Origin of the sequence: Pseudomonas asgharzadehiana (assembly GCF_019139815.1) — a bacterium.
GTDB lineage: Bacteria > Pseudomonadota > Gammaproteobacteria > Pseudomonadales > Pseudomonadaceae > Aquipseudomonas > Aquipseudomonas asgharzadehiana.
Genome location: NZ_CP077079.1, coordinates 2,608,071 through 2,632,874, shown reverse-complemented (window position 1 = coordinate 2,632,874; position 24,804 = coordinate 2,608,071). Strand labels below are relative to the sequence as shown.

Below are 24,804 nucleotides of genomic sequence, written 5' to 3'. Positions count from 1 at the left end.
CGGTTATCCGTGTTGTGTGGCTGGCGTGCTTCAGCCGACCTGGCGGCGTTCCGACGCCTGGCTGAAGTCACGACTGGCCTGCACCAGCATGCGCGTGTAATCGTGCACCGCCTGGTCCTGGCTGAGCGCCTGGCAGTCGAGCAGTTCAACGAGCTTGCCGTGTTGCATCACCGCCACCCGGTCGCACAGGTGCGTGACGACGCCCAGGTCATGGGTGACCAGCAGGTAAGTGAGTTTCTCGCGCTGGCGCAGGTCTGCCAGCAGGTTGAGGATCTCGGCCTGCACCGACACGTCCAGGGCCGAGGTCGGCTCATCCAGCAACAGCACGCGCGGTTCCAGGATCAGCGCGCGGGCAATGGCCACGCGCTGGCGCTGCCCACCGGACAATTGGTGCGGGTAGCGAAAGCGAAAACTGTCGTTCAGGCCGACCTTGAGCAGGATCTCGTTGATGCGGTCATCCTTGTCCCCTACCCCATGGATAATCAGCGGCTCACGCAGGGCGGTGTCGATGGTGTGCCGGGGGTGCAGGGAGCCGTAGGGGTCCTGGAAGACCATCTGCACCTTGCGAAAATGTTCCTTGGGGATTTTGTGCTGCAACGGTGCGCCGGCAATGCTCAGCGCGCCGCTCCAGTGCCGGTACTGCCCGGCCAGGCAGCGCAGCACGGTGGTCTTGCCAGAGCCGGACTCCCCCACCAGGCCGAACGATTCGCCGTCGGCCACACTCAGGTTCACGTCGTGCAGCACCTGGTTGATGGCGGCACCGGTGCCGAAGCTAAGGTTCAAGGCGTGTGCTTGGATCATGGGCATGCTCAGGGTCCTTATTGGGTCAGCCAGAGGGGGTCGCGCTTGAGCACCGGCAGGTGCGCGCGGCGGTTGTCCATGCTTGGCAGCGCGGCTAGCAGGCCCCGGGTGTAGGGGTGTTCGGCGTAGTGCAGGTCGCAGGCCGCGAGAGACTCGACGACGCGCCCGGCGTACATCACCAGCACGCGGTCGCAGTAGTTACGTACCAGGTTGAGGTCGTGGCTGACAAAGATCAGCCCCATCTGCTGTTGGTCCACCAACTCTTCCAGCACGTTGAGCACTTGCTGGCGCACCGAGACATCCAGCGCCGAGGTGGGCTCGTCGGCGATGATCACTTCGGGGCGGGTAATCACCATCATCGCGATCATGATGCGCTGCCCCATGCCGCCGGACACCTCGTGCGGGTACAGGTTGTACACGCGCTGGGGGTCGCGAATGTGCACCTGTTCGAGCATCCGCAGCACACGCTCGCGGGCATCGCTGCGGCTGGCCTTGTGGTGGGCCAGGTAGGCTTCGGCGATCTGCTCGCCCACCTTGACCACCGGGTTCAGCGAGTACTTGGGGTCTTGCATGATCATCGAGATGCGCTGGCCCCGGATCTTCTGCATGGCCTTTTCACTGGCCGACAGCAAGTCCACTTCGCCAAACGTCATGGCCTTGGCGGTGATCTTCGCACTGGGCGGATGCAGCTTGAGCAGGCTGCGCCCGACGGTGGATTTGCCCGAGCCGGACTCACCGACAATCGCCAGTTTCTCGCGCCCCAAGGTGAAGGACACATCGCGCACGGCGTGGGTTTCTTTCTGGCCACTGACAAAGCGCACGTCAAGCCCTTGGACATTCAATTTAATCGCGGACATCAGGTGGTCCTCCGGTTATTCGCTACGCGGATCAAGGATGTCCCGCAGGCCATCGCCCAACAGGTTGAAGGCCAGGCTGACCAGCATGATTGCCGCGCCGGGAACCACCACCAGCCACCAGCATTCGAGCATGTAGCGCCGGCCGGTGGAGATCATTGCGCCCCATTCGGGCAACGGCGCCTGGGCACCCAGGCCGAGAAAGCCCAGGGCGGCGGCCGTGAGGATGATCCCGGCCATATTCATGGTCAGGCGGATGATCACCGACGACAGGCACATCGGCACGATATGGCGCAGGATGATCCGCGCCGGCGACGCCCCTTGCAGCTCCACCGCGACCACAAAATCGGCATTGCGCAGCGACAGGGTCTCGGCCCGCGCCAGCCGCGCAATCGGCGGCCAGGACGTCAAGGCAATCGCCACCACCGCATGCTCCAGGCCAGGGCCGAGGGCTGCGATAAACGCCAGCGCCAGGACCAGGCTGGGAAAGGAAATAAAGATATCGGTCAAGCGCATGAACACGGTGTCGACCGCCCCGCCGAAATAGCCCGACACCGTGCCGATAAACAGGCCGATCGGCCCCACGATCACCGTGACCAGGCCAATGATGTACAGGGTAATGCGCGAGCCGTAGACCAGGCGGCTGAAGATGTCCCGGCCATATTCATCGGTGCCGAACCAATGCGCCGAGCCTGGCGCCTGCAAGGCATTGGCGAGGTTCTGCGCCACCGGATCGTGGGTCGCGATCCACGGTGCGAAAGCCGCCACCACCACCAACAGCAGCGCCACCAGCAGGCCCGCCAGGGTCATGGGGTTACGCAACAGGTGTCGCAACACCCGCACGCCGCTTTTGCACAAGGCGTCGAAGCTCGAGCCCGGGGAGCGATCCACCGGGCGCTTCGCCGCCGTTTCCATGGAAGACAGATTGGCATTCATAAGCATCTTCTCTGTGTGAATTCTGGAAGCACTCAACGCTGCTTGTAGACACCCAGGTAACGGGTGGCCTCGGCATCGTCACCGCTGAAACCCTTGACGTCGGCCGCGCTGACCACGGTGTCGGTCATCTGCGAGATCATCAGGATCGGCCCCACCTGCTGGTCGTAGAGGTGCTGCGCCTGGTGGTACAGGCTGATGCGCTGCGCCGAGTCGCGGGTGACCCCGGCCTGGTCGATCAGGCTGTTGAGCTGCGGGTTGAAGAACGAGGCGCGCCAGCCCTGGAAGTTCGGCAAGCCGGCATCGTCGCTGTTGTTGGGGTTGTAGGCGAAGGTGCGCAGGCTGAAATACGGGTGCGGATAACGCTCGGCGCCCCGCGCCACGATGATTTCGAAATTGCGCGCACGCATCGCGCCGTACACCTGGTTGCCGGTGCCGGTGACGATGCTGGCCTTGATCCCGCCTTCAGCCAGGGTCGCTTGCAGGCGCGCCGCGATATCAATGAACGGCGGCTCCGACAAGGTGCGAATGGTGGTGGTGAAACCGTTGGGATAGCCCGCCTCGGCAAGCAGCTTTTTCGCCTTGGTCACGTCCATGTGATAACCCGGGTCCGGCAAGCGCGCCTCCAGCCCCAACTGCATCGGTTGCTGATTGAGCTTGCCGTAGTACGGCATCACCTGTTCATCCAGGCCCTTGTAGTCGATCAGGTTGCGCACCGCTTCACGCACCTGGGGCTTGGCAAACTCGGCTTGCTTCATGCTCATCGCCACGTAATACATGGTGCCCCGTGGCAATGACTGCACCTGGATCTTGTCCGAGCCGTCGATGGCGCGAATGTCCGGCGCGGCCATGCCATAGGCCAGGTCGAGATCGCCACGTTCAAGCATCAGGCGCAGCGACTGCGATTCGGTCATGTGCCGCACCACCACGCGCTTGAGCTTGGCCGCGCCGCCCCAGTAACCGTCGAAACGGGTCAGCAACAGCGAGTCGTTGGCGCTCCATTTGCTGAGCACGAACGGGCCGCTGCCCGCTTCGTTGGTCACCAGCCAACCGGCGCCCAGATCGCCGTTCTTTTCATGGGCCAGGGCGGTCTTGCGGTCCACCACCACGGCGCTGGGCGAGATCGCCAGGGAATCCACCAGCAGCAGCGGGTCCATGGTCTGCGGCAGGTCGACCACCAGGGTATGGGCATCGGTGGCGCGAATCAGCGATTGAATGTTGTCGAGGTTGTAGCCATAGGCCTTCCAGGTGGTGGCCAGGCCGAAGTTGAGTTTCATCACGCGGTACAGCGACCACGCCACGTCCTCGGCGGTCAGCGGGTTGCCCGAATGGAACTTAACGTCCTGGCGCAGGTGGAAGGTCACCTGCTTGCCGTCCTCGCTGATGTCCCAGCGCTCGGCCAGTTGTGGCAGGTGTTTTTCCGGGTTGCCCTGGTCACGCTTGATCAGCGTGTCGTAGAGGTTGGCGTTGACGCCGGACGCATCCAGGCCAGGCGCGTTGGCGGGGTCGATGGAAAACAGGTTGACCATGCTCATGCCGACGATCAGTTGATCGGCCGGGGTTTTGGCGTGGGCCATTGTCATCGGCCCGAGGGCGAGAACGGCCGCGAACAGGCCAAGGTGCAGTGTCGAAAATGTCATGGAAAATTCCTTGTTTTTATTGGTTTTATCCGTGCCGCGTTTTGGGTTAACGGGTGCGCGGGTCGAATACCTTGTACAAGGCATCGCTGATCAGGTTGAGTGCGACGAAAATCAGGCCGATCACCAGCACGCAGCCCATCACCGCATTCATGTCACCCAGCATCAGGCTGCTGGTCAGGTACTGGCCGAACCCCGGCCAGGCAAACACCGTTTCGATCAACACCGCGCCCTCCAGCAACGAGCCGTAGGCCAGCGCCACCACCGTCAGCAACTGCACGAGGATGTTGCGAAACGCATGCCCCCACACCACTTGGCGACGGGACAAACCCTTGACCCGCGCGGTGATGATGTACTCCTGGGACAGTTGCTCCAGCATGAAGCTGCGGGTCATGCGGCTGATGTACGCCACCGAGTTCAAGCCCAGGATCAGCGCCGGCAACACGATATGACGCAAGGCGCTCGCGAAGGCGTCCCAGTCGCGCGCCAGGCTGGTGTCGATCAGCAGCAGGCCGGTGACCTCGGGCACCATGCCGTCATAAGCCAGGTCGATGCGCCCCGCTCCACCGGCCCACCCCAGCCAGGCGTAGAACACCAGCAGGCCCATCATGCCCAGCCAGAAAATCGGTGTGGAGTAGCCGAACAACGTGATCACCCGTGCGACGTGATCGCCGAGGCGGCCTTGGTTACTGGCCGCGCACACGCCCAGTGGCAAGCCGATAAGTACGCCGAACAGGATCGCCAGGGTGGCCAACTCGATGGTCGCCGGGAACACGCGCAGGATGTCGTCAAGCACCGGGTGGCCGGTCAACAGCGCATTGCCGAAGTCACCGTGGAGCAGGTCGTTGAGGTAAAGCCCGAACTGGGTCCAGATCGGTTTGTCCAGGCCCATTGAGCGGTACACCTGGTCGTAGGTGGACGCGTCCGCGTCGGGCCCGACCACGGCCAGCACCGGGTCCAGCGGCATGACGCGGCCGATGATGAAAGTCAGCGCCAGCAGGCCGAGCAAGGTCACCAGCACGGTGCTGGCGCGCCGCAGGGTGTTGGAAGCGCGAGCGCCCATGACAGAGGCAGTCATAACAAACATAGTGAGCTCCTGATTAATCGATCAGCGCTTTTTGTAGACGTCTTTGTAGCGCGTGGTCGCAGCGGTGTGGCCCTGGAAGTCGGCTACGTCGGTGTATACCACCACGGTGTCGGTCATTTGCGAGACGGGCAAAATAGCCCCCACCTGCTGATCGACTTGCGCCTGGATATCCCGGTACTGGGCCAGTTGCTTGCCGGCGTCGGGCTCGACTTCCGCGCGCTCGATCAGTTGATTGAGTTCAGCGCTGTAAAAAGAAGTACGCCAGCCCTGAAAGTTGGTGAGCTTGGCTTCATCGCGGTTATCCGGGTTGTACACCAGGGTGCGCAGGCTGGAATGCGGATGCCGCTCTGCGCCGCCACCGCCGCGTCCGACAATGATGTCGAAGCTGCGCTCACGCATCGCGCCATAGATCTGGTTGCCGGTGCCGGTAATGATGCTGGCCTGGATACCGGCCTGGGCCAGGGTCGACTGCAGGTTGGAGGCAATGTTGATGAATGGCGGCTCGGCCAGCACGCGGATGGTGGTCTTGAAGCCGTTCGGGTAGCCGGCTTCGGCCAGCCAGGCCTTGGCCTGCTCGACATTGAGCGTATAGCCGGGGTCGGGCAGGCGCGCGGCCAACCCGAGCGGCATCGGCCGTTGGTTGATCACGCCGTAATGCGGCATGACCGTCTGGTTGATGCCCTGGTAATCGATCAGCGAACGCACGGCCTTGCGCACGCGCGCATCGGCGAACATCGGCTGCTTTACGCTCAGCGCCACGTAATACAGCGTGCCGCGTTGCAGGGTCTGGGTGCGCACCTTGTCGCTTTTTTGCAGGGCTTCGATGTCCGGCGCGGACATGCCTTTGGCGATGTCCAGGTCGCCGCGCTCGATCATCAGGCGCAACGACTGCGACTCGGTCATGTTGCGCATGACGATGCGCTTGAGCTTGGCCGGGCCACCCCAGTAACCGTCGAAACGGCTCATCAGGATGACATCGTTGGCGCGCCAGTCATTGAGCACGAACGCGCCACTGCCGGCCGCATGCGTCACCAGCCAGGCGGCGCCCATGTCGTTGTTTTTCTGGTGTTCGAGGACTTTTTCGCGGTCGAGGATAAACGCACTGGGCGAGGTCGCCAGGGTGTTGAGCACCAGCAGCGGATCGGTCGGCCGTGGCAGCTCTATCACGAAGGTCGCGGCATCGGTGGCGCGCATATAGCGTTCGACGTTTTCGGCGGTGAAGCCGTAGGCCTTCCAGGTCGACGCCAGGGCCAGGTTGAGTTTGAGCACGCGATGCAGCGACCAGGCCACGTCTTCGGCGCTCAGGGTGTTGCCGGACTGGAACCTCACCCCGTCGCGTAAATTGAAGGTCAGGGTCTTGCGGTCATCACTGACCTGCCAGCGTTCGGCCAGCGCCGGCACCAGGCGGTCAGGCTGGGCGACGTCCTGCACCAGCAGCATGTCATAGAGGTTGGCGTTGATCTCCGACACGTCCAGGCCGGTGGCGGCCGCCGGGTCCAGGGACAACAGGTTGATCATGCTCATGCCGACAATCAGTTGATCAGCCGGGGTTTTGGCAAAGCTCTGGGGTACCGCGGTCACGGCCAGGGCGGCGACGAATACCCGCGCCCACAGCGAAGGGAAAATAGTCATAACAAGAGTGCCTTTTTTATATTTATAGGGCTCTCGGCCAGCCCGGCTTATGCCGAACGGGCCGTGTATACGTCAGAAGCTCTTAAGCGTGTTGGTCTCGATGTAGTTGAAGTCGATGTCTTCACCCAGGCCCGGCAAGTCGGACAGGTGCACAAAACCGTCATTGTCCATCGGGTCCACCAGGCGCTTGAGGTAGGCCGGAACGTCGTCGTAGTCCAGGTACGGGTGCAGCAGGCCGCGTTCGTACCAGGTGCAGTTCTTGATGGCGCCGACCACCGCCAGGTTGGCGGCGCCGTTGCCATGGATCTCGCAGTCCATGCCAAACGACTCAGCCAAATGCGCCACCTTCAGGCACGGTGCAATACCGCCGACGCCCGCCACGCCGGCACGCAAGATATCGCAGACATCGTGCTTGACCCAGCTGGCGCGGCTCAGGTGCTTGCCGGACAGGGTTTCCGGGCCCAGCACTGGTATATCCAACTGCCCCGCGAGCCAGGCATAGGACTCGGCGGACTCTTCCATCATCGGCTCTTCGAACCAGGCAAAGTCGAGCTTCTCCAACTCGCGCCCGATGTACAGCGCCTCGGTGCGGCTGTACCAGTGGTAACCATCGAGCATCAATGCAATGTCCGGCCCGACAGCTTCGCGCACGGCCGCACAGGCTGCGACATCGATGCGCGGGCTTGGCGCAAAAGACACCGGCGGCATCCACGTGTGCAATTTGATGGCCTTGTAACCGCGCTGCACCAGGGTTTCGGCGAACCGGCCGTAGTCGTCGGGGGTCGCCAGGCCGCCGGGCAACTCATCGCCGCACATGGTCGAGCCATAAGCCGGCACCTTATCGCGGAACCCGCCGATCAACTTGTGCACCGGCACGCCCAGTGTGCGCCCCGCCCAATCCCACAGCGCCTGCTCAACCAGGGCCAGCGCGCGGTCAGTCAACTGGCTGGCGCTGCCGCGCTGCCAATGCGCCAGGTCGTGCCAGATCTTCTCGCGGTCAAACGCGTTTTGGCCCACCAGCACTTTGCGCACAAAGCCGTCCAGCACATAGGGGCGGATCAACTCGGGGGCGCCAAAGGCATAACCCTCCTGGCCATCTTCGGTCTGGATACGCAGCAGCGCCATCTGCGCCTGGGAGACATCACCGGGGTGAGCATGGCCGGCGCTGTCCACTGCGCGGCGGGTCGGGTAGGAAAACACCTGGACGTTGACTGCTGTGATTCTCATGGACGTCTTAAGCCTTCTTATTGGATTTGAGACAGGAATGTCGTCTGTTGCGACCGATCATAGGTCATCGTACAACGCTTGAAAAGACCCAATAATCCGCCTCCATTTCTGCGGTTTTCTCGGCAAAACCCCACATAAGCCCGATTTTTAAAGACAACCAAGGAATAACAGGATTGGCTTTAAAGCCCTATTCACTGGGTACATATATTTCAAGATGTTTCAAAACCACCGATAACCCGTAGACGAGTCGTCTTGTCGTACGATAACGTATATCGGCAGCATAGATGAGATCCATACGCAACAACGTACTGCCGCAGCATCCTCAAACGACCCTAACAAAAACAAAAAAGAAGACCGTATGAACACCACCCTACGCACGCTCGTCACTGCCCTGGCCCTCAGCCTGCCGCTCTATGTCAGCGCTGACTCTGCCAGCATCAACTACCGCCACCAGTTCACCGAGGAAGACAGCGCCCACGCTGATCGAATCAAGCTCAATTACCGCCTGGACAGTGGCCTGGGTTTTGAAGCGGAAATGAAATACCGCACCGCCGGGGACCGCGAAGACGTCGCCTATGACAACCTGGTCAACAACGGTCACGAGTTCACCGTCAGCTACAACTACAAGCTCAGCCCGCAGTCGACGTTGACCCCGGCATTCCAGATGGACAGCTCGAAGGACTCGACCACCTACAAGCTCGGCCTCAAGTACAACTACAAGATCAACGATGCTTTCTACGCGGCGACGCGCTACCGGCTGGATACCAAAAAACTCGATCGCGACCAGGTCGACGAAGACCTGCCCGACCACATCAAGGATGACCAGACCACCCACCGCTTTGAGGGCTGGCTCGGCTATACGCCGGCGAGCAAATGGGCGTACGAATACCAGTTCATCTATTTCAAGACGGACTACATTCGCTACGACAACAAGAAGAACGACTACGAACAGAACCTGATCGTCAAATACAAACTGACCAAGGAATGGGCACCGTTCATGGAGATCGGCGACGTGAAGGTCAACGCCACCTCTGAAGACCGCCAGGCACGCTGGCGCCTGGGTGTGCAGTACAACTTCATGTAATGCCCCGCGCCACTTGCCTTGCTTGTGCGCATCGCTCGCCAGGCAAGTGGCACGCAGTCAACCAGCAGTAAAGCGCCACGAGCAGCCTGCCTCCGTTGGGCCGGGCTGCCGGCTCAGGGCCGCGCGGTTACTACGGCCGGGCCGTGCGACAACTGCGCGGCAGCCGCTTCGTAGGCACGGCGCATACGCTCGCGGCTGTTGGACAGGTGCAGGCGCATCGCGGCACGAGCGGCGTCGGCATCGCGCCGCAGGATGGCTTTGTAGATATCCTCATGCTCACGACTCAAGCGCTCCAGGTAGGGCTCCTTGTTGTCGTTGGCCAAGCGTTTGGAGTGCAGGCGCGTACGCGGCAGGATGTTGACCCCCAGATGCAGCATGATATCGGTGAAGTAGCGATTGCCGGTGGCCAGCGCGATCTGCTGGTGAAACTGGAAGTCCGCCGATACCGCATAATCGGCACTCACCGCTCGCGAGTTAAGCGCATCCAACGAGTCGCGCATCACCCGCAACTGCTCATCGGTACGCCCCACACACGCCAGCCCCGCCGCCTCCACTTCCAGACTGATGCGCAACTCAAGCACCGCCAGCACATCCTGCAAGGTCACGATGGTCTCTGGGTCGATCCGGAACCCACTGGGGCTGGGCACATCCTTCACAAACGTGCCGACGCCATGCCGGGTTTCGACCAGGCCCGCAGCTTGAAGACGCGAGATGGCCTCACGCACCACGGTGCGGCTCACGCCGTGCTCGGCCATCACTTGCGATTCGGTCGGCAGCTTTGTGCCACGCGCCAGCTCACCGGCGCAGATGCGTCGGGAAAGTTCGGTGACCAGCTCTTCGGCCAGGCTTCGGTGTCGGCGGCGAACCGTGGGCTGGACGTTCGGGTTGTCCATCAAGAACACAAGTCTCGGTTTACGAAGGAAGGCGCATCATAGCGCATTGGTTGTACGACAACGTAGACGCGCGTGATGGACACCCCGGTTACTTGCTCTCTTGAGCCTTGCCCTCCTGCATTTGCACCGACGATTTGCTGCCATCGGTGTTGTTCTTGGTGGTGTTATCGGCGCTGTCGAAACAGCCCTGAAGCATCAACATGCTGCACATTACCAGGCAGAATCTGTTCATGACGGGTCACCTGCTGACGGGTTTTATGAACGAGCCAAGCAGTGGCTCAGCCCCTTGATTTATCAGGCCGCCCGACCGACCCATACGTTCAACAAAACCGCTCAGGGCCTGACAAGTGGTTGCGGCGGGCAACGCAAAACCGGTGGCAAGCCGTATTACCCATTAAAAAAAGCTGCCCTTTGGCACCGATAACATCGTTTCTCGGGCGCACAGCCAGTCCCTATATTGAGCCGCACTATCCAGTGAACGAACCAACGTTCACGCCTCTTCAGTGCGAGTAGTCTCAATGAACAAAAAACCTGACAGCGCAGGGCTTGATAATGCGGGCGCCGGGACCCGAGCGGTCTGGGGTGGAGAGCAAGTCAGGCACCCCTACAACGCCACCCAAACCCCCATCGTGGTCAGCGCGGCTTACGGTTACGACGATATCGACGTCTGGTATGACGTGGCGCTGGGCAAGGCTCCAGGCTTCATCTATAGCCGAATGAGCAACCCGACGGTCGAAACCCTCGAAGCCAAAATCAGCGAGCTGGAAATGGCCGAGTCCGCCGTCGCGTTCAGCAGCGGCATGGCGGCCATCAGCAGCGTGCTTTACACCTTCCTGGCCCACGGCGATCGCGTGGTGTCCACCAAGGACAGTTATGGCGGCACCAACAAGATTTTCGAAGAATTCCTGCCGCGCATGGGCGTGGAGGTCACCTTGTGCGAAACGTTCGACCACGAGGCCATCGAACGCGAAATCGCCCGAGGCTGTCAGGTGCTGTACCTGGAAACGCCGACCAACCCGACCCTCAAAATCCTCGATATCCAGCGCCTGGTGGCAGCGGCCAAGCGCGTCGGCGCCCTGGTGGTGGCCGACAACACGTTCGCCACACCGCTGAATCAGAACCCGCTGGCGCTGGGGGTGGATGTGGTCATCCACAGCGCGACCAAATTCCTCAGTGGCCACGGCGACGTATTGGGCGGCCTGGTCTGCGGCGCTCAAGCGCTGATGAGCAAGGTTCGGCATTACCGCGAAATCAATGGCGCGACGCTCGACCCGTTCTCGGCCTACATGATCATCCGCGGCATGAAAACCCTGGTGCTGCGCATGCGCCAACAACAACGCAGCGCCCATGCCCTGGCGGAGTTTCTGTGCACTGAACCCTTGGTCGCGTCCGTCAATTACCCCGGCTTGCCCAGCCACCCGAACCACGCAGTGGCCTGCGCGCAAATGGGCGGTTTTGGCGCCATCGTCAGTTTTGTGCTGATTGGCGGCATGGACACGGTCAAGGTGCTGCTGCCGCGCCTGCGATTTGCTCACTGCGCCGGCAACCTCGGTGCGGTCGAAACCATCTACGGCCCGGCCCGCACCACCAGCCACGTGGAAAACACGCTTGAAGAACGCCTGGCGCTGGGTATTTCCGAAGGGCTGGTGCGTGTTTCGGTGGGGATCGAGGACACCGACGACTTGCTCGACGACCTGAAACAGGCGTTCGCGTTTGTGCGCTGCCTGCGCGAGGAAACAAGCCACCAGCCTGCCTGAACGCAAGTCTCAAACCCCACGACAGGGCCGTCTGTGGGGCGTTTCATGAAGAGGAATAATAATAAAACCAAGTGGCGAGGTTCCGACCTGCCCTAACAACTTTCATGAGAACAACCATGTCCATAAAAGAACAAAAACTCAACGCGCGCGCCGGTTTCAAACAGGAAATGCAGACCCGCCACATTGTCATGCTGGCCCTGGGCGGCGTGATCGGCACCGGGCTGTTCCTGACGTCCGGCTATACCGTCAACCAGGCCGGCCCCTTAGGGGCGGTCATCGCCTACATCATCGGCGCACTGATGGTCTACATGGTCATGATGTGCCTGGGTGAGCTGGCGGTGCAGATGCCTGAAACCGGCTCGTTCAGCACTTACGCCACGCGCTTTCTCGGCCCCGGCACCGGCTACACCGTGGCCTGGCTGTACTGGCTGACATGGACCGTGGCCATTGGTTCGGAGTTCACCGCTGCCGGTATCTTGATGACACGCTGGTTTCCGGACACGCCCGTATGGATCTGGAGTGCGCTGTTCGCCGGCACGGTGTTCCTTACCAACGTGGTCTCGGTCCGTCTGTTTGCCGAGACCGAATTCTGGTTGTCGCTCATCAAAGTGGTGACGGTGGTGGTGTTCCTGGCCATCGGCGGCGGGGCCATTCTCGGGCTGCTGAATATCGACCAGGCGCACAGCATCGGCTTGGCTAACTTTACTCGCGAAGGCTTGTTCCCCACCGGTTTCATGTCGATCGCGATGACCTTGCTGGCGGTCTCGTTCGCCTTCTCGGGCACCGAGTTGATCGGCATCGCCGCCGGCGAAACCAAAGACCCTCAACGCAATGTGCCGCGAGCCATTCGCACCACCGTGCTGCGCCTGGCGGTCTTTTTTGTCGGCACCATCTTTGTGCTGGCCACCCTGCTGCCACGCGAACAGGCCGGTTTGGTGGAAAGCCCCTTCGTAACGGTGTTCACCTACATCGGTATCCCCTACTCGGCCGACATCATGAACTTTGTGATCATTACCGCGCTGTTGTCGGCGGCCAACTCCGGGCTTTACGCCGCCTCACGGATGCTCTGGACCTTGAGCGACCAGGGTCACCTGCCCAAGCAGTTCTCGCAGCTGACCCGCATGGGTACGCCGTTGAATGCCATTATCCTGAGCATGATCGGCGGCGGCGCGTCCCTGCTCAGCAGTGTGTTCGCCGCCGACACCGTTTACCTGGCACTGGTATCGATTTCCGGGCTGGCGGTGGTGGTGGTGTGGATGAGCATCGCCGCCAGCCAAATTGCCTTTCGCCGGCACTATGTGGCCAACGGCGGCGATGTGCGCGCGCTGAAGTTCCGCGTCCGGGGTTACCCGTGGGTGCCGCTGGGCGCGCTGGCCTGCTGCAGCCTGGCCTGTGTGGGGATCGCTTTTGACCCGGAACAGCGGGTCGCGCTGTACTTTGGCGTGCCCTTCATCGCCTGGTGCTACTTCGTGTATTACATTACCCGCAACAGCCGCGAGCGACGCTTGTCGCTCGCCTCCACAGTGCAACCGTCCGATGCGTTCTAGGCTCGTTCGACGCCGTGGGTCAGCGTGCTCAGTGCAGCGTCAATGAGGTCCAGACCATGAAGCAAAAGCCGCTCCCCCCCTTGAACTGGCTGCGGGCCTTCGAGGTGTCCGCCCGCTGCTTGAACTTCACCCACGCCGCCGACGAACTGTGCTTGACCCAGGGCGCGGTCAGCCAACAGATCCGCCAACTGGAAAGCCATCTGGGGGTGGCGCTGTTCAAACGCCTGCCTCGCGGGCTGGGCCTGACCGAAGAAGGCCAGGCTTATCTGCCGGTGGTGCAGGATGCGATCACGCGATTGGCGGTGGGTACCAGCGAGATTTTTGGTCAGCACAAACGCCGCCCCATCAAGGTGCGCGGCAGCCTGGCGTTTTTCGTGCACTGGTTGGCGCCCAAGCTGGTGGACTTCCGTCAGTTGCACCCGCACGTCGATATCCGCTACATCAGTAATATCTGGGTCAAGGAACTCGATGGCGAAGACGATATGGAGATTCGCTGGGGCCATGGCCAATGGCCCGGCCTGGTGTCCCAGCGCCTGACCTGGGATACCCTGTTTCCGGTCTGCTCGCCGGCCCTGATGACGCGCTCGCCCCTCAAGGCGGCAAGCGACGTGGCCCAGCACACGCTATTGCATGTGCTGGGGTACGAAGAGGGTTGGGGCTACTGGCTGAAGATGGTCGGCGCCGACGCGGTCGACTCATCGCGCGGCCTGCAGTTCGATACGCTGATCTCGACATTGCGTATGGCGGAATTAGGGCAAGGCATTGCATTGGCCCGCTCTTCAATGGTCGACGAAATGCTCCACGACGGGCGCCTGGTTGAACCCTTCGACCAGCGCATCGAAGCCAGCGAATCGTTTTACCTGGTACGCGGTTCCGGCGCCGACGAGCATCCCGACGCCGTGATGTTTTCCACCTGGCTGGTCGAGCAGGCACACCGTTATAAATAAGTGGCCGGAGCCAAACCATGCGCTACGTGAGTACCCGAAACACGGCCGTGCAGGCCGACTTCGAACAGGTTGTATTATCCGGCATCGCCGATGACGGCGGGTTATTCGTCCCTTTGGCGCTGCCGTTGTTCGCGCCCCAGGACATCGCTAACTGGTCAACCCTGCCCTACGCCGAACTGGCGTATCGGATCATCCGACCGTTTGTGGGGGCGGCGATTGCTGAAACAGACCTCAAGCGCCTGCTCAACGCAGCCAGCAGTCGGTTCCAGCACCGTGCCGTAGCGCCGTTGCATCAGGTCGACCGCAATGAATGGGTGCTGGAGCTGTTCCACGGCCCTACCTGTTCCTCGAAGGATTTTGCCGCGCAACTGCAGGCGCAGTTGGTGCAGCATTTTCTGCAGCAGCGGGGTCGACGCGCAGTGCTGCTCGGCGCCACCAATGGCGACACCGGCCTGGCCGCCATCGAAGCGTTCAAACACAGTGCCGAGGCCCACGTGGTGGCGCTCTATCCCGAGCGCGGCGTGCCCCCGCATCAGTTGCAGGCGCTGTTGGCGGTGGCGCAGCCCAATGTGCATCTGTTCGCTGTCGACGGTAGCTTCGATGAGTGCCAGGGCATTGTGAGCGGGTTGTTCAAACAGTGGCCGTGCGCGCCGTACGCGGCGATCAGCTTCAACTCCAGCAACTGGGTCAACGTGCTGGCACAACTGGTGGTGTATTTCCACGCGGTCCTGCAACTGGGCGGCGGCCAGCGGCCGATCGGCTTCAGCGTGCCGGCGGCGAGTTTCGCTGAAGTCTATGCCGGCTATATCGCCCAGAAGATGGGCTTGCCCATCACCCAACTGATCGTCGCCACCAATACCAACGACGCCCTGCATCAGTTGTTTTTGAAGAACCATTATTCCAGGCTGCGCGCCAACAAGACCTTGTCACCGGCCATGGACCTCTCGACCTTCTCCAACCTGGAGCGTTTTCTCTGGGAGGTATACGAACACGACGCCGACGCGGTGCGCGCGTTGATGGACGGGCTGGAGTCCAGCGGCGAAATGACCATCGCCAATGACTGCTGGCTGCGGGCGCGAGTGATCATTGACTCCTATGCGGTCAGCGATGAGGAAACCCTGAACGAAATAATCGCGCTGCACCGTGACACCGGCTACATTGTCGACCCCCACACCGCCACCGGCGTGATTGCCGCCCGCCTGTACCGGCGCAGCCTGGTGGCGCCCATGGTCACGCTGGGGGAAATCTCGCCGGTCAAATCGGCGGCGCTGCTCGACGAACTGGGGATCAGTGTGCCGCGCCCGGCGTGCCGCAGCGCGCAGCACAACGGCCCGGCGCATCAGCGGATCAGGCCCGACAATATCGCCCTGCTCCTTCAACAGCTCGACGCGCTGTGAGGGCGCCGTCACTGGAGGCTCAATGAAGCGCATTCTGGACCCTCTCGATGAACGCATCATCGCCGAGCTTAGGCTCAACGCCCGGGCCGCCCACGCGGAGCTGGCGGCCAAGGTCAACCTGTCGCGCAACGCTGTGCGCCAGCGTATCGAACGTTTGGAACGTGACGGCGCCATCCTGGGCTATACGGTGCTCACCGGCGACGGGCGACAAGCCGCCGCGCAGATCAATGCGGTGATCTTCGTCTATCGCTATGACCGTATGCGCGGCGAGGATGTATTGCAGGCACTGCGCGCAATACCCGAAGTCATCCAGTGCGACGTGATGAGCGGTGAGTTCGACCTGATGCTGCGCGTCGGCGCAACGAGCCCGCAGCGGGTGCACCAGGTGTGGACCCAGATCTCGGCGCTGGCGGGCGTGGAAAACACCGTGACGTCCTTCGTCTTATCGTCTGTGGTCTGAGCCGTCGCTGCGATAAAAAAGCCAACCTGCGTTGGCTTTTTTTATGCCCGGCGTATGCGCCGCTCCTTGGTCAAAACGCCCATAAAATAGAGCAAATCGGCATATTTCACTGCCCTGGTAGCGCCCTTAACCTAGAGCACAACCACTCCTCACCCAGATCAGGGGCAATAAAAAAATGACTGAATACAAACTGGCGCTGGTCGGCTTCGGCGGTGTCAACCGGGCCTTGGCGCAACTGATTGCCGAGCGTAATGAGCGCTGGAAAACCGAGTTGGGTTTCAGCCTGACAATCGTCGGCGTTACCGACTTGTTCCAAGGCTCGGTGATCAACCGACAAGGGCTGGATGCCGCCGCATTGGCCGCGCTGCCCGTGGTCGAAGGCGCGTTGGCGCAATTGCCGGGCGGCGACGCGACGGCAAGCAATGAAGCCGTGATCAAAGACTGCGGCGCCGACATGATTGCCGAAGCCACGTTCACCAACCCGGTGGATGGTGAGCCGGCAACTTCGTTCTGTCGTTGGGCGCTGGAAAACGGCAAACATGTGGTCACCACCAACAAAGGGCCGATTGCCCTGCACGGTGCCGCGTTGAAGGCTCTGGCCCAGCGCAACCAGGTGGGCTTTGAATACGAAGGGTCGGTGATGAGTGGCACGCCGGTCATCCGCCTGGCCAGGCAGTTGCTGGCCGGCAGTACCATCAGCGGTTTCGAGGGCATTCTCAACGGCACCTCCAACTTCGTGCTCACCCGCATGGAGAGCGGCCTGGGTTTCAGCGAGGCGGTCAAACAGGCGCAGACGTTGGGGTATGCCGAAGCCGACCCGACGGCGGATGTCGAAGGCCATGACGTACGCCTCAAGGTGGTGATCCTGGCCAACGAACTGCTCGATGCAAAAATCAATGTCAACGATGTGCGCTGCAACGGTATCAGCGCCCTCACCCTCGGCGACATCGAGCAGGCTCGCCAGAACAATGCCCGCTGGAAACTGATCGGCGCCGCCACACGCAATGCCGACGGCTCGGTCAGCGCCAGCGTCGAGCCGCGCCTGTTGAGCAACGATCATCCGTTGGCCAGCATCGGCGGCGCCACCAATGCGGTGTCGTTCACCACCGACCTGATCGGCACGGTGACGGTTTCGGGGCCTGGCGCCGGGCGCACGGAAACCGCGTTCGCGCTGCTGTCGGACATCATCAGCCTCCATCAATGCGCCACACAGCACCGGAAAACATGCCCATGAACGTCTCGAATCTGGCCCGCACTGTCGTGGCACCGCAGATCCAGGTCTTCAACCCTTTTGACGGTACGCCGGTCGGTGCCGTCGCGGACGTGTGTGCGTCGCAGGTTGCGCACCTGTTGGAACAGGCTCGCCACGGCGTTCGCGCTTGCGCTGCGTTGCCGCGTTACCGCAGGGCGCAGATCCTCGAACAGACCGCCTTGCACGTTGAACGCGACGCCCGGGCGTTCGCCCGGCTGATCGTCGACGAAGCCGGCAAGACCCTCAAGCAGGCCGAAAAGGAGGTCAAGCGGTGTATCAACACCCTCAAGTTGTCTGCCGAAGAAGCCAAGCGCAATGCCGGAGAAGTGATTCCATTCGATGCGTACGAAGGCTCGGAGTCGCGTCAGGGCTGGTTCACCCGTGAACCCCTGGGGTTGATTGTCGCGATCACGCCCTACAACGACCCATTGAACCTGGTGGCCCATAAACTCGGGCCGGCCATCGCCGGTGGCAACGCGGTGATTCTCAAACCGTCCGAACTGGCGCCGTTGTCGGCGATAAAACTGGTGGCGTACCTGGTCGAGGCCGGGCTGCCCGAATCGGTGGTCACGGTTGCCACCGGCGGTGCCGAGCTGGGCAAGGCCCTGGTGGCGGCGCGGGAAGTTCGCATGATTTCGTTTACCGGCGGCTTTGCCACCGGCGAGCAGATTTCCCGCACCGCGGGCTTGAAGAAACTGGCGATGGACCTGGGCGGCAACGCCCCGGTGATCGTCATGGCGGACTGCGACCTTGAGGCCACCGTGGCGAGTTGCGTATCGGGCGCGTTCTGGGCGGCGGGGCAAAACTGCATCGGCACCCAGCGGCTATTGGTGCATGCGTCGATCTATGCGGCGTTCCGGGCACGATTCGTCAGCCAGACCGAGGCATTGACGGTCGGGAACCCCCTGCTTGCCACCACCGATATCGGCCCGATGATCACCCAACAAGCGGCACAGAATGCCGAGCGCGTGGTGGCCGACGCACTGGCCCAGGGCGCCACGTTGCTTTGCGGGCATCGGCGCCAGGGCGCCTGCTACGCCGCCACGGTGCTGGAAAACGTCGATCACGCCAGCCGCCTCTGGCGCAACGAGGTCTTCGCGCCGGTGGTGGTGTTGCAGCCGTTTGAATCGTTCGAGGAAGCCATCGCACTGGCCAACGAACCCGACTACAGCCTGCACGCCGGGATCTTCACCCGCGATCTGGCCACGGCGATGACCGCTGCTCGCCGGATCGAAGCCGGCGGCGTGATGATCAATGATTCCTCCGACTATCGCTTCGATGCGATGCCGTTTGGCGGTTCCAAATACGGCAGCCTGGGCCGTGAGGGGGTGCGCTTCGCCTATGAGGAAATGACGCAACCCAAGGTGGTGTGTTTGAACACGCTGGGTTGAGCGATGCAAATCAGGTAGTTGTGCATTGGGCCGGTCCAGCCAACCGCCCAATGCGTTTTTCCGCTGATCAAGCCGCTTGCGCAGTCAAAGGCGAAAGCCGATCAGCACCTCAATCGCGGCGCAAAAGCGTATTCGGCGCCACCCCAAAGGCTTTGCGAAACGCATGGCTGAAATGAGAGAAGTCAGAAAACCCGAAGTCCAGCGCCGCCTGGGACACACTGCGCACCTGACCGCGTTCAATCGCTTCACGGCTGGCGTTCAGGCGCTCTTTCCAGATTTCCGCCACAGGGGTTTTCTGGTACCGGGCAAAGGCGCGCGTGACGGTACGGGTGGACACATTGTGCGCCTGGGCGATGATTTCGATCGACAGGTCCGGCTCGGTCAGATGCCGTTGGATGTACTTCATGATGCGCCCGTACAGGTCCAGTTCCTGGTGGGTGGTGTTCAGGTCCTGGAGTTCCAGGCTGAGCACCAGCAGGTCAAGCAAGGCCGTCGAATAACGCGTGGCGATGTGCTCATCCTGCAACGACGCCGGCGTATTCGCAGCCTGACGCAGCATTTCACGCAAGGGAATGACGCCAGGGCGGCGGTCATCGAGGACCATTGCGGTGTACTCCGCAATGCGCGGCAGACGCTCGGTGAGCAAGGCTCGCGGAATCCGCACCAAGTGGTTTTCGGTACCACCGAAGCTGAATCGAAACGCCTGGGTTGCGTCATAAAGAAACAAATTGCCCGCGGCCAGGTTGGCTTTTCTTGAGCCTTGTTCAATTTGACCATGGCCATTTCGAGCGAAACCCAACCACAGATCCTCCGCCGGACCGCTGCGCAGGTGCCGCTCGGAGCGCTCCCAATAATGCAGTGGCGAGGACAGTGAACACAGGTCCAGATCGCCGACGGTAGTGACCGCCAGCGCGCCATCGAAACTGCTCTGGGACAAGGGTTTGCTATCGGCCGCCAGGCAATGGCGACAGACCACTTCTTTCCAGTAATCAAAGCGACGTGGTGCAGGAACGGCAAGGGTCGAATACTGGGTGCTTGGGTTCATGGCACGGACCTCGGTACAGCGATGTCGTAACAGCGCGAGAAGGTGTAACTGACCTGTCACTGTTAGCAATTAATAGGCCAAGCACATTTTCATCGGCCCCAGGCGCCCAACCTGGTTATCCGCGCGCCGGGGCGGCAAAGGTTGCCTTCGCCCTGCTCACTTAAAGGTCGCCGTGCACCAACGACGATCATCGGCGGGCCGGCAGTTCCAGCGTGTCTTTTCCAACCAAACGGTTGTCTTGACGAACCAAGCGGCCCCTCGCCGTCCCGCCTAATTTCCTCCTCACAGCAGCTCATACCCCCGCTGATGAGGCACGCCATGCATCGACCCTACGCACAACGCCTGTCTGATGCCTCCTGGCTTCTACAGGTGCGCGACCTGGTACCTGAAGAGTCGGCTTGTTGGTTGATCGAATGGGGGGCCATGAAGTTGCTGCATCGAGCGGCTACCGCCGCAGCGCTGACGCCCACCCGTAGGCCTGAACGAAAATAACGAGGAGCTCACCATGGAATCTGCAATCGACACCCATCTCAAATGCCCGCGCACCCTGTCCCGCCGGGTGCCCGACGAGTATCAACCGCCCTTCCCGATGTGGGTCGCCCGCGCTGACGAACAGCTGGAACAGGTGGTGATGGCTTACCTCGGCGTGCAATATCGCGGCGAGGCCCAGCGCGAGGCCGCACTGCAAGCCATGCGTCACATCGTCGGCAGTTTCAGCCTGGCCGATGGCCCGCAGACCCATGATCTGACCCACCACACCGACAGCAGCGGCTTCGACAATCTGATTGTCGTGGGCTACTGGAAAGACCCCGGCGCCCACTGTCGCTGGCTGCGCTCGGCGCCGGTGAACGACTGGTGGGCTTCGCAGGACCGCCTCAGCGACGGCCTGGGTTATTTCCGTGAAATCAGCGCGCCGCGTGCCGAGCAATTCGAGACGCTGTACGCCTTCCAGGACAACCTGCCCGGTGTCGGCGCGGTCATGGACACGACCAGTGGCGAAATCGAGGAACACGGTTACTGGGGCTCGATGCGCGACCGCTTCCCCATCTCCCAGACAGACTGGATGAAGCCTACGACCGAACTGCAAGTGATCGCGGGTGACCCGGCCAAGGGTGGGCGTGTCGTGGTCATGGGGCATGACAACCTAACGCTGATTCGTTCAGGCCAGGACTGGGCGGATGCCGAGGCGGACGAACGCTCGCTGTACCTCGACGAAATCCTGCCGACCCTGCAGGACGGCATGGACTTCCTGCGTGACAACGGCCAACCCCTGGGCTGCTACAGCAACCGGTTCGTGCGCAATATCGACCTGGACGGCAACTTTCTCGATGTCAGCTACAACATCGGCCACTGGCGTTCGGTGGAGAAACTCGAACGCTGGGCCGAGTCGCACCCTACCCACTTGCGCATTTTCGTGACGTTCTTCCGTGTGGCCGCCGGTTTGAAAAAGCTACGGCTGTACCACGAAGTGTCGGTGTCGGACGCCAAGAGTCAGCTTTTCGAATACATCAACTGCCATCCGCACACCGGGATGCTGCGGGACGCACAAGCGGCAACCGCCTGAGCATTCGCACGCTGAACGCCCATTTTCGCTGGCTTGCCACCTTACCGGGTGGCACGGCATCCCTTTGCGAGGAACACACCATGAACAAGATCCGCTTGCTGACACTTACCACGGTATTGCCGATGCTCCAGGCTCAGGCCGTTGAGGTCGCCCCTGGCGACTATGAGCAATACCCCGTGGGCGCGACCATCGGTGCGATCTATTACCAGCACGCCACCACCGACTCGGCCTACGCCAACGGCCATAAGGCAAGCTCGGATTTCAGGCTGAATTCTGACGTCGGCATCCTGCGTCTGCTGCATGTGTATGCGTTGAGCGACACCGTCACTATCGACCCACAGTTCCTGCTGCCCTTTGGGCACGTCTCCAGCGACGGTGACGCCTCGGCCCTGGGCAGTACGCGCGGGATTGGCGACTTGATCCTGACGGCGCCGCTGAAGTGGCGGTTCAACGCTGCTCGCGACACCCTCAGTATCGCCCCCTATGTATATGTGCCCACGGGCACCTACGACAAAGATGACGCGCTCAACATCGGTGAGAACCGCTGGAAATTCGAACTGCAGAGCGCCTACGTCAAGCACTTCACGGAACACTGGGCGATGGACATGGTGGGCGGCGCGACCTGGTATGGCGATAACACCGACTACGGCGCCAATGCCGACCGGCTAAAGCAGGACGTGTCCTACGCAGCACAGGTGATGGGGCGCTATATGCCCGATGCCACCACCGCGTTCGGGATCGGCTTCGGACGGACCTGGGGCGGTGAGACCAACATCGAGCACGTCAACCAAGATAACGAACTGGGAACCACCAACGTGCGCCTGACGGCCACCAAGTTCGTCACGCCCCAGGACCAGATCCAGCTGCAATTGGGCAAGGACCTGTCGGTGGACAACGGGGCCAGGGAGGACTTCCGGATGAACCTGCGCTACGCGCGCGTGTTTTAAGGCGCTCCCGAAGACAGCGGCCGACCGCCCCTCGCGCTCAGCGCCGGGGGGTGTCCGGCCCAGCCAAGTCGCTGTCCGTTTCAACCAAGCCTCTGCCCGCAGGCGCGGATTATCTTGAGCGCCAGGCCACTTACGATAAGGACTGCCCTCCATGGCAATCGTTCGCCCCACCCTTGAGCAGCTACTGGACATGACGAGCCGCCTGCATATGCGGCTCAGCCCCGAGCAAGCCAGTGAATACCTGACCCTTATGCAGGCGAGTTTCGACGCCTATGACCTGATTGACGCACTGCCCGACTTCGTCCCGCCGACGCGGTATGAACGCACTGCGGGCTATCGCCCCTCGGCGGCGCACAACCCGCTCAACGCCTGGTATTACCGCACCGAAGTCAACGGTGCCCGCGAAGGCAAGCTGGCGGGCAAGACGGTTGCGCTCAAGGACAATATCTCGCTGGCCGGCGTTCCGATGATGAACGGCGCCAAGCCGCTGGAGGGCTTTGTGCCCGCGTTCGATGCCACCGTTGTCACCCGCCTGCTGGATGCGGGCGCAACCATCCTCGGCAAAGCCACCTGCGAGCATTACTGCCTGTCCGGCGGCAGTCACACCTCCGACCCGGCGCCGGTGCATAACCCCTACCGTCACGGTTTTGCCTCGGGTGGCTCGTCCTCCGGCAGCGCGGCGCTGGTTGCCGCGGGCGAGGTCGACCTGGCGGTGGGCGGAGATCAAGGCGGCTCTATCCGGATTCCTTCCGCATTCTGCGGCACCTACGGGATGAAACCGACCCACGGCCTGGTGCCTTACACCGGCATCATGGCCATTGAAGCAACCATCGACCATGCCGGCCCCATCACTGCCACCGTGCGCGACAACGCGTTGATGCTGGAGGTCATGGCCGGCGCCGACGGCCTCGACCCGCGCCAGGCCGCGCCGCAGGTCGACACGTACAGCGCTTACCTGGACCGTGGTGTGAAAGGGCTCAGGATCGGCGTTTTGCGCGAAGGCTTTGAACTGGCCAACCAGGACCCGCGCGTCGCCGCCTCGGTGCGCAATGCCATTGCCCAGTTTGAGCGGTTGGGCGCGCAGGTGGAGGACGTGTCGGTTGCCGAACATGCGATTGCCGGCGCCCTGTGGCACCCGATCGGCTGTGAAGGTCTGACCATGCAGATGATGCACGGCAATGGCGCCGGTTTTAACTGGAAAGGGCTGTACGACCTTGCGTTACTGGACAAACAAGCCGGATGGCGCGAACAGGCGGATGACCTGTCCGCGTCCCTGAAGCTGTGCATGTTCGTCGGCCAATACGGGGTCGAGCGCTACAACGGGCGTTACTACGCCAAGGCGCAAAACCTCAGGCGGCTGGCACGGGCCGGTTATGACGCGGCCTTGGCACGCTATGACCTGCTGGTGATGCCGACCGTGCCGATCATTGCCCAGCCCCACCCGGAGCCGGGTTGCTCGATCACCGATTACGTGGCGCGCGCTCTGGAAATGATCGGCAACGCCTCTGCCCAGGACATCACCGGCCATCCGGCCATGTCGATTCCCTGTGGCCTGGTGGAGGGGTTACCGGTCGGGCTCATGCTTGTGGGCAAGCACTATGCCGAAGGCACGATTTACCAGGCTGCCGCCGCGTTCGAAGCGGCTGTCGACTGGAAAAACGCCTGACCGGTTCGTCCCATGCAGCGCAAAAAAAATAAAGCCGCCAGGCGCTGCTTCGAAGTTCAACGATGAGGAATCCACTGATGACCAGCCAACACACCCCCTCTACGCCCGGCGAACGCGCACAGGCGCTATTGCAGGTGCTCAAGCAAAAGGACCTGATCCCCGAGGGCTACATCGAACACATGACGCAACTGATGGCGCACGAATGGAGCCCGCAAAATGGCGCCCGCGTGGTCGCCAAGGCCTGGGTCGACCCGCAGTTTCGTGCACTGTTGCTCAAGGACAGCACCGCCGCGTGCGCCCAGTTCGGCTACACCGGCCCGCAGGGCGAGTACATCGTCGCGCTGGAGGACACGCCCGGGGTCAAGAACGTGATTGTCTGCAGCCTGTGCTCGTGCACCAACTGGCCTGTCCTGGGCCTGCCGCCTGAGTGGTACAAGGGCTTTGAGTTCCGTGCGCGCCTGGTCCGGGAAGGCCGCACCGTGCTGCGCGAACTGGGGACGCAGCTGCCGGGTGACGTGGTGGTCAAGGTCTGGGACACCAGCGCCGAAACCCGTTACCTGGTGCTGCCGGTCAGGCCTGAAGGCTCCGAGCACATGACGCAAGAGCAGCTGCAGAACCTGGTGACCAAAGACGTGCTGATTGGTGTCGCCCTGCCCCGCGTTGGCTGAACAAACCACGCATCA

Annotated in this window: 22 protein-coding genes; 12 read left to right on the top strand and 10 right to left on the bottom strand. The window is 61.9% G+C overall.

What is annotated here, in order from left to right:
• Positions 1-30: 30 nt before the first annotated feature.
• The 7 genes from KSS96_RS12175 to KSS96_RS12145 all read right to left on the bottom strand — a co-directional run bounded on the left by KSS96_RS12175 (position 31) and on the right by KSS96_RS12145 (position 8,171).
• A complete protein-coding gene (locus KSS96_RS12175; protein ID WP_065877842.1) occupies positions 31-807 on the bottom strand; it encodes an ABC transporter ATP-binding protein in 777 nt (258 codons plus the stop codon).
• Positions 808-818: 11 nt separating this feature from the next.
• Positions 819-1,658: an ABC transporter ATP-binding protein gene (locus KSS96_RS12170; RefSeq protein ID WP_068932190.1), complete on the bottom strand. Its 840-nt coding sequence runs from the start codon at positions 1,656-1,658 to the stop codon at positions 819-821.
• Positions 1,659-1,673: 15 nt separating this feature from the next.
• The gene (locus KSS96_RS12165) at positions 1,674-2,591 is read right to left on the bottom strand and encodes an ABC transporter permease (RefSeq protein ID WP_217856355.1); all 918 of its coding nucleotides are present in this window, start codon (positions 2,589-2,591) and stop codon (positions 1,674-1,676) included.
• 32 nt (positions 2,592-2,623) lie between these two features.
• Positions 2,624-4,228: an ABC transporter substrate-binding protein gene (locus tag KSS96_RS12160; protein WP_065877838.1), complete on the bottom strand. Its 1,605-nt coding sequence runs from the start codon at positions 4,226-4,228 to the stop codon at positions 2,624-2,626.
• 46 nt (positions 4,229-4,274) lie between these two features.
• Positions 4,275-5,288: an ABC transporter permease gene (locus KSS96_RS12155; protein ID WP_370737731.1), complete on the bottom strand. Its 1,014-nt coding sequence runs from the start codon at positions 5,286-5,288 to the stop codon at positions 4,275-4,277.
• Between the two features lie 45 nt (positions 5,289-5,333).
• The gene (locus KSS96_RS12150; protein WP_068932191.1) at positions 5,334-6,944 is read right to left on the bottom strand and encodes an ABC transporter substrate-binding protein; all 1,611 of its coding nucleotides are present in this window, start codon (positions 6,942-6,944) and stop codon (positions 5,334-5,336) included.
• A gap of 72 nt (positions 6,945-7,016) precedes the next feature.
• The gene (locus KSS96_RS12145) at positions 7,017-8,171 is read right to left on the bottom strand and encodes a mandelate racemase family protein (protein ID WP_026067292.1); all 1,155 of its coding nucleotides are present in this window, start codon (positions 8,169-8,171) and stop codon (positions 7,017-7,019) included.
• Positions 8,172-8,529: 358 nt separating this feature from the next.
• Between KSS96_RS12145 and KSS96_RS12140 the strand changes: the two genes are divergently transcribed.
• Complete coding sequence (locus tag KSS96_RS12140; protein WP_017528335.1) at positions 8,530-9,255, top strand: oligogalacturonate-specific porin KdgM family protein; 726 nt, start codon at positions 8,530-8,532, stop codon at positions 9,253-9,255.
• A gap of 113 nt (positions 9,256-9,368) precedes the next feature.
• Here KSS96_RS12140 and KSS96_RS12135 read toward each other — a convergent pair whose 3' ends face one another.
• Together KSS96_RS12135 and KSS96_RS12130 are read right to left on the bottom strand one after the other, a co-directional pair.
• On the bottom strand, positions 9,369-10,148 hold the full coding sequence (locus tag KSS96_RS12135; RefSeq protein WP_017528334.1) for a FadR/GntR family transcriptional regulator: 780 nt from the start codon (positions 10,146-10,148) through the stop codon (positions 9,369-9,371).
• An 88-nt stretch (positions 10,149-10,236) separates the two neighbouring features.
• Positions 10,237-10,380: a hypothetical protein gene (locus tag KSS96_RS12130; protein WP_017528333.1), complete on the bottom strand. Its 144-nt coding sequence runs from the start codon at positions 10,378-10,380 to the stop codon at positions 10,237-10,239.
• Between the two features lie 286 nt (positions 10,381-10,666).
• Between KSS96_RS12130 and KSS96_RS12125 the strand changes: the two genes are divergently transcribed.
• From KSS96_RS12125 to KSS96_RS12095, 7 genes are all read left to right on the top strand, one after another.
• Entirely contained in the window at positions 10,667-11,905 is a 1,239-nt protein-coding gene (locus KSS96_RS12125) for a cystathionine gamma-synthase family protein (protein ID WP_017528332.1), read from the top strand.
• Positions 11,906-12,021: 116 nt separating this feature from the next.
• The gene (locus tag KSS96_RS12120) at positions 12,022-13,452 is read left to right on the top strand and encodes an amino acid permease (protein ID WP_017528331.1); all 1,431 of its coding nucleotides are present in this window, start codon (positions 12,022-12,024) and stop codon (positions 13,450-13,452) included.
• A gap of 56 nt (positions 13,453-13,508) precedes the next feature.
• Positions 13,509-14,399: a LysR substrate-binding domain-containing protein gene (locus KSS96_RS12115; protein WP_017528330.1), complete on the top strand. Its 891-nt coding sequence runs from the start codon at positions 13,509-13,511 to the stop codon at positions 14,397-14,399.
• A gap of 17 nt (positions 14,400-14,416) precedes the next feature.
• Positions 14,417-15,796, top strand: a complete 1,380-nt coding sequence (thrC, locus tag KSS96_RS12110; RefSeq protein ID WP_065877834.1) for a threonine synthase — start codon at positions 14,417-14,419, stop codon at positions 15,794-15,796.
• A gap of 22 nt (positions 15,797-15,818) precedes the next feature.
• On the top strand, positions 15,819-16,256 hold the full coding sequence (locus KSS96_RS12105; protein ID WP_017528328.1) for an Lrp/AsnC family transcriptional regulator: 438 nt from the start codon (positions 15,819-15,821) through the stop codon (positions 16,254-16,256).
• Between the two features lie 175 nt (positions 16,257-16,431).
• Positions 16,432-17,490: a homoserine dehydrogenase gene (locus tag KSS96_RS12100; RefSeq protein WP_017528327.1), complete on the top strand. Its 1,059-nt coding sequence runs from the start codon at positions 16,432-16,434 to the stop codon at positions 17,488-17,490.
• Entirely contained in the window at positions 17,487-18,899 is a 1,413-nt protein-coding gene (locus KSS96_RS12095; RefSeq protein WP_017528326.1) for an aldehyde dehydrogenase family protein, read from the top strand. Before KSS96_RS12100 ends, KSS96_RS12095 begins: the two co-directional genes overlap by 4 nt.
• A 109-nt stretch (positions 18,900-19,008) precedes the next feature.
• Here KSS96_RS12095 and KSS96_RS12090 read toward each other — a convergent pair whose 3' ends face one another.
• On the bottom strand, positions 19,009-19,944 hold the full coding sequence (locus tag KSS96_RS12090; protein WP_217856353.1) for an AraC-like ligand-binding domain-containing protein: 936 nt from the start codon (positions 19,942-19,944) through the stop codon (positions 19,009-19,011).
• 505 nt (positions 19,945-20,449) lie between these two features.
• Here KSS96_RS12090 and oxdA point away from each other — a divergent pair.
• From oxdA to nthA, 4 genes are all read left to right on the top strand, one after another.
• Positions 20,450-21,508, top strand: a complete 1,059-nt coding sequence (oxdA, locus tag KSS96_RS12085) for an aliphatic aldoxime dehydratase (RefSeq protein ID WP_017528324.1) — start codon at positions 20,450-20,452, stop codon at positions 21,506-21,508.
• Positions 21,509-21,588: 80 nt separating this feature from the next.
• Positions 21,589-22,455 carry a transporter gene (locus KSS96_RS12080; RefSeq protein ID WP_068932193.1) on the top strand — a complete coding sequence of 289 codons (867 nt, stop codon included), beginning with the start codon at positions 21,589-21,591 and terminating at the stop codon, positions 22,453-22,455.
• 151 nt (positions 22,456-22,606) lie between these two features.
• Positions 22,607-24,121 (top strand): amidase, encoded by a 1,515-nt coding sequence (locus KSS96_RS12075; protein WP_017528322.1) that lies wholly within the window; start codon positions 22,607-22,609, stop codon positions 24,119-24,121.
• Between the two features lie 77 nt (positions 24,122-24,198).
• A complete protein-coding gene (gene nthA / locus KSS96_RS12070; RefSeq protein WP_217856351.1) occupies positions 24,199-24,789 on the top strand; it encodes a nitrile hydratase subunit alpha in 591 nt (196 codons plus the stop codon).
• Positions 24,790-24,804: the final 15 nt, after the last annotated feature.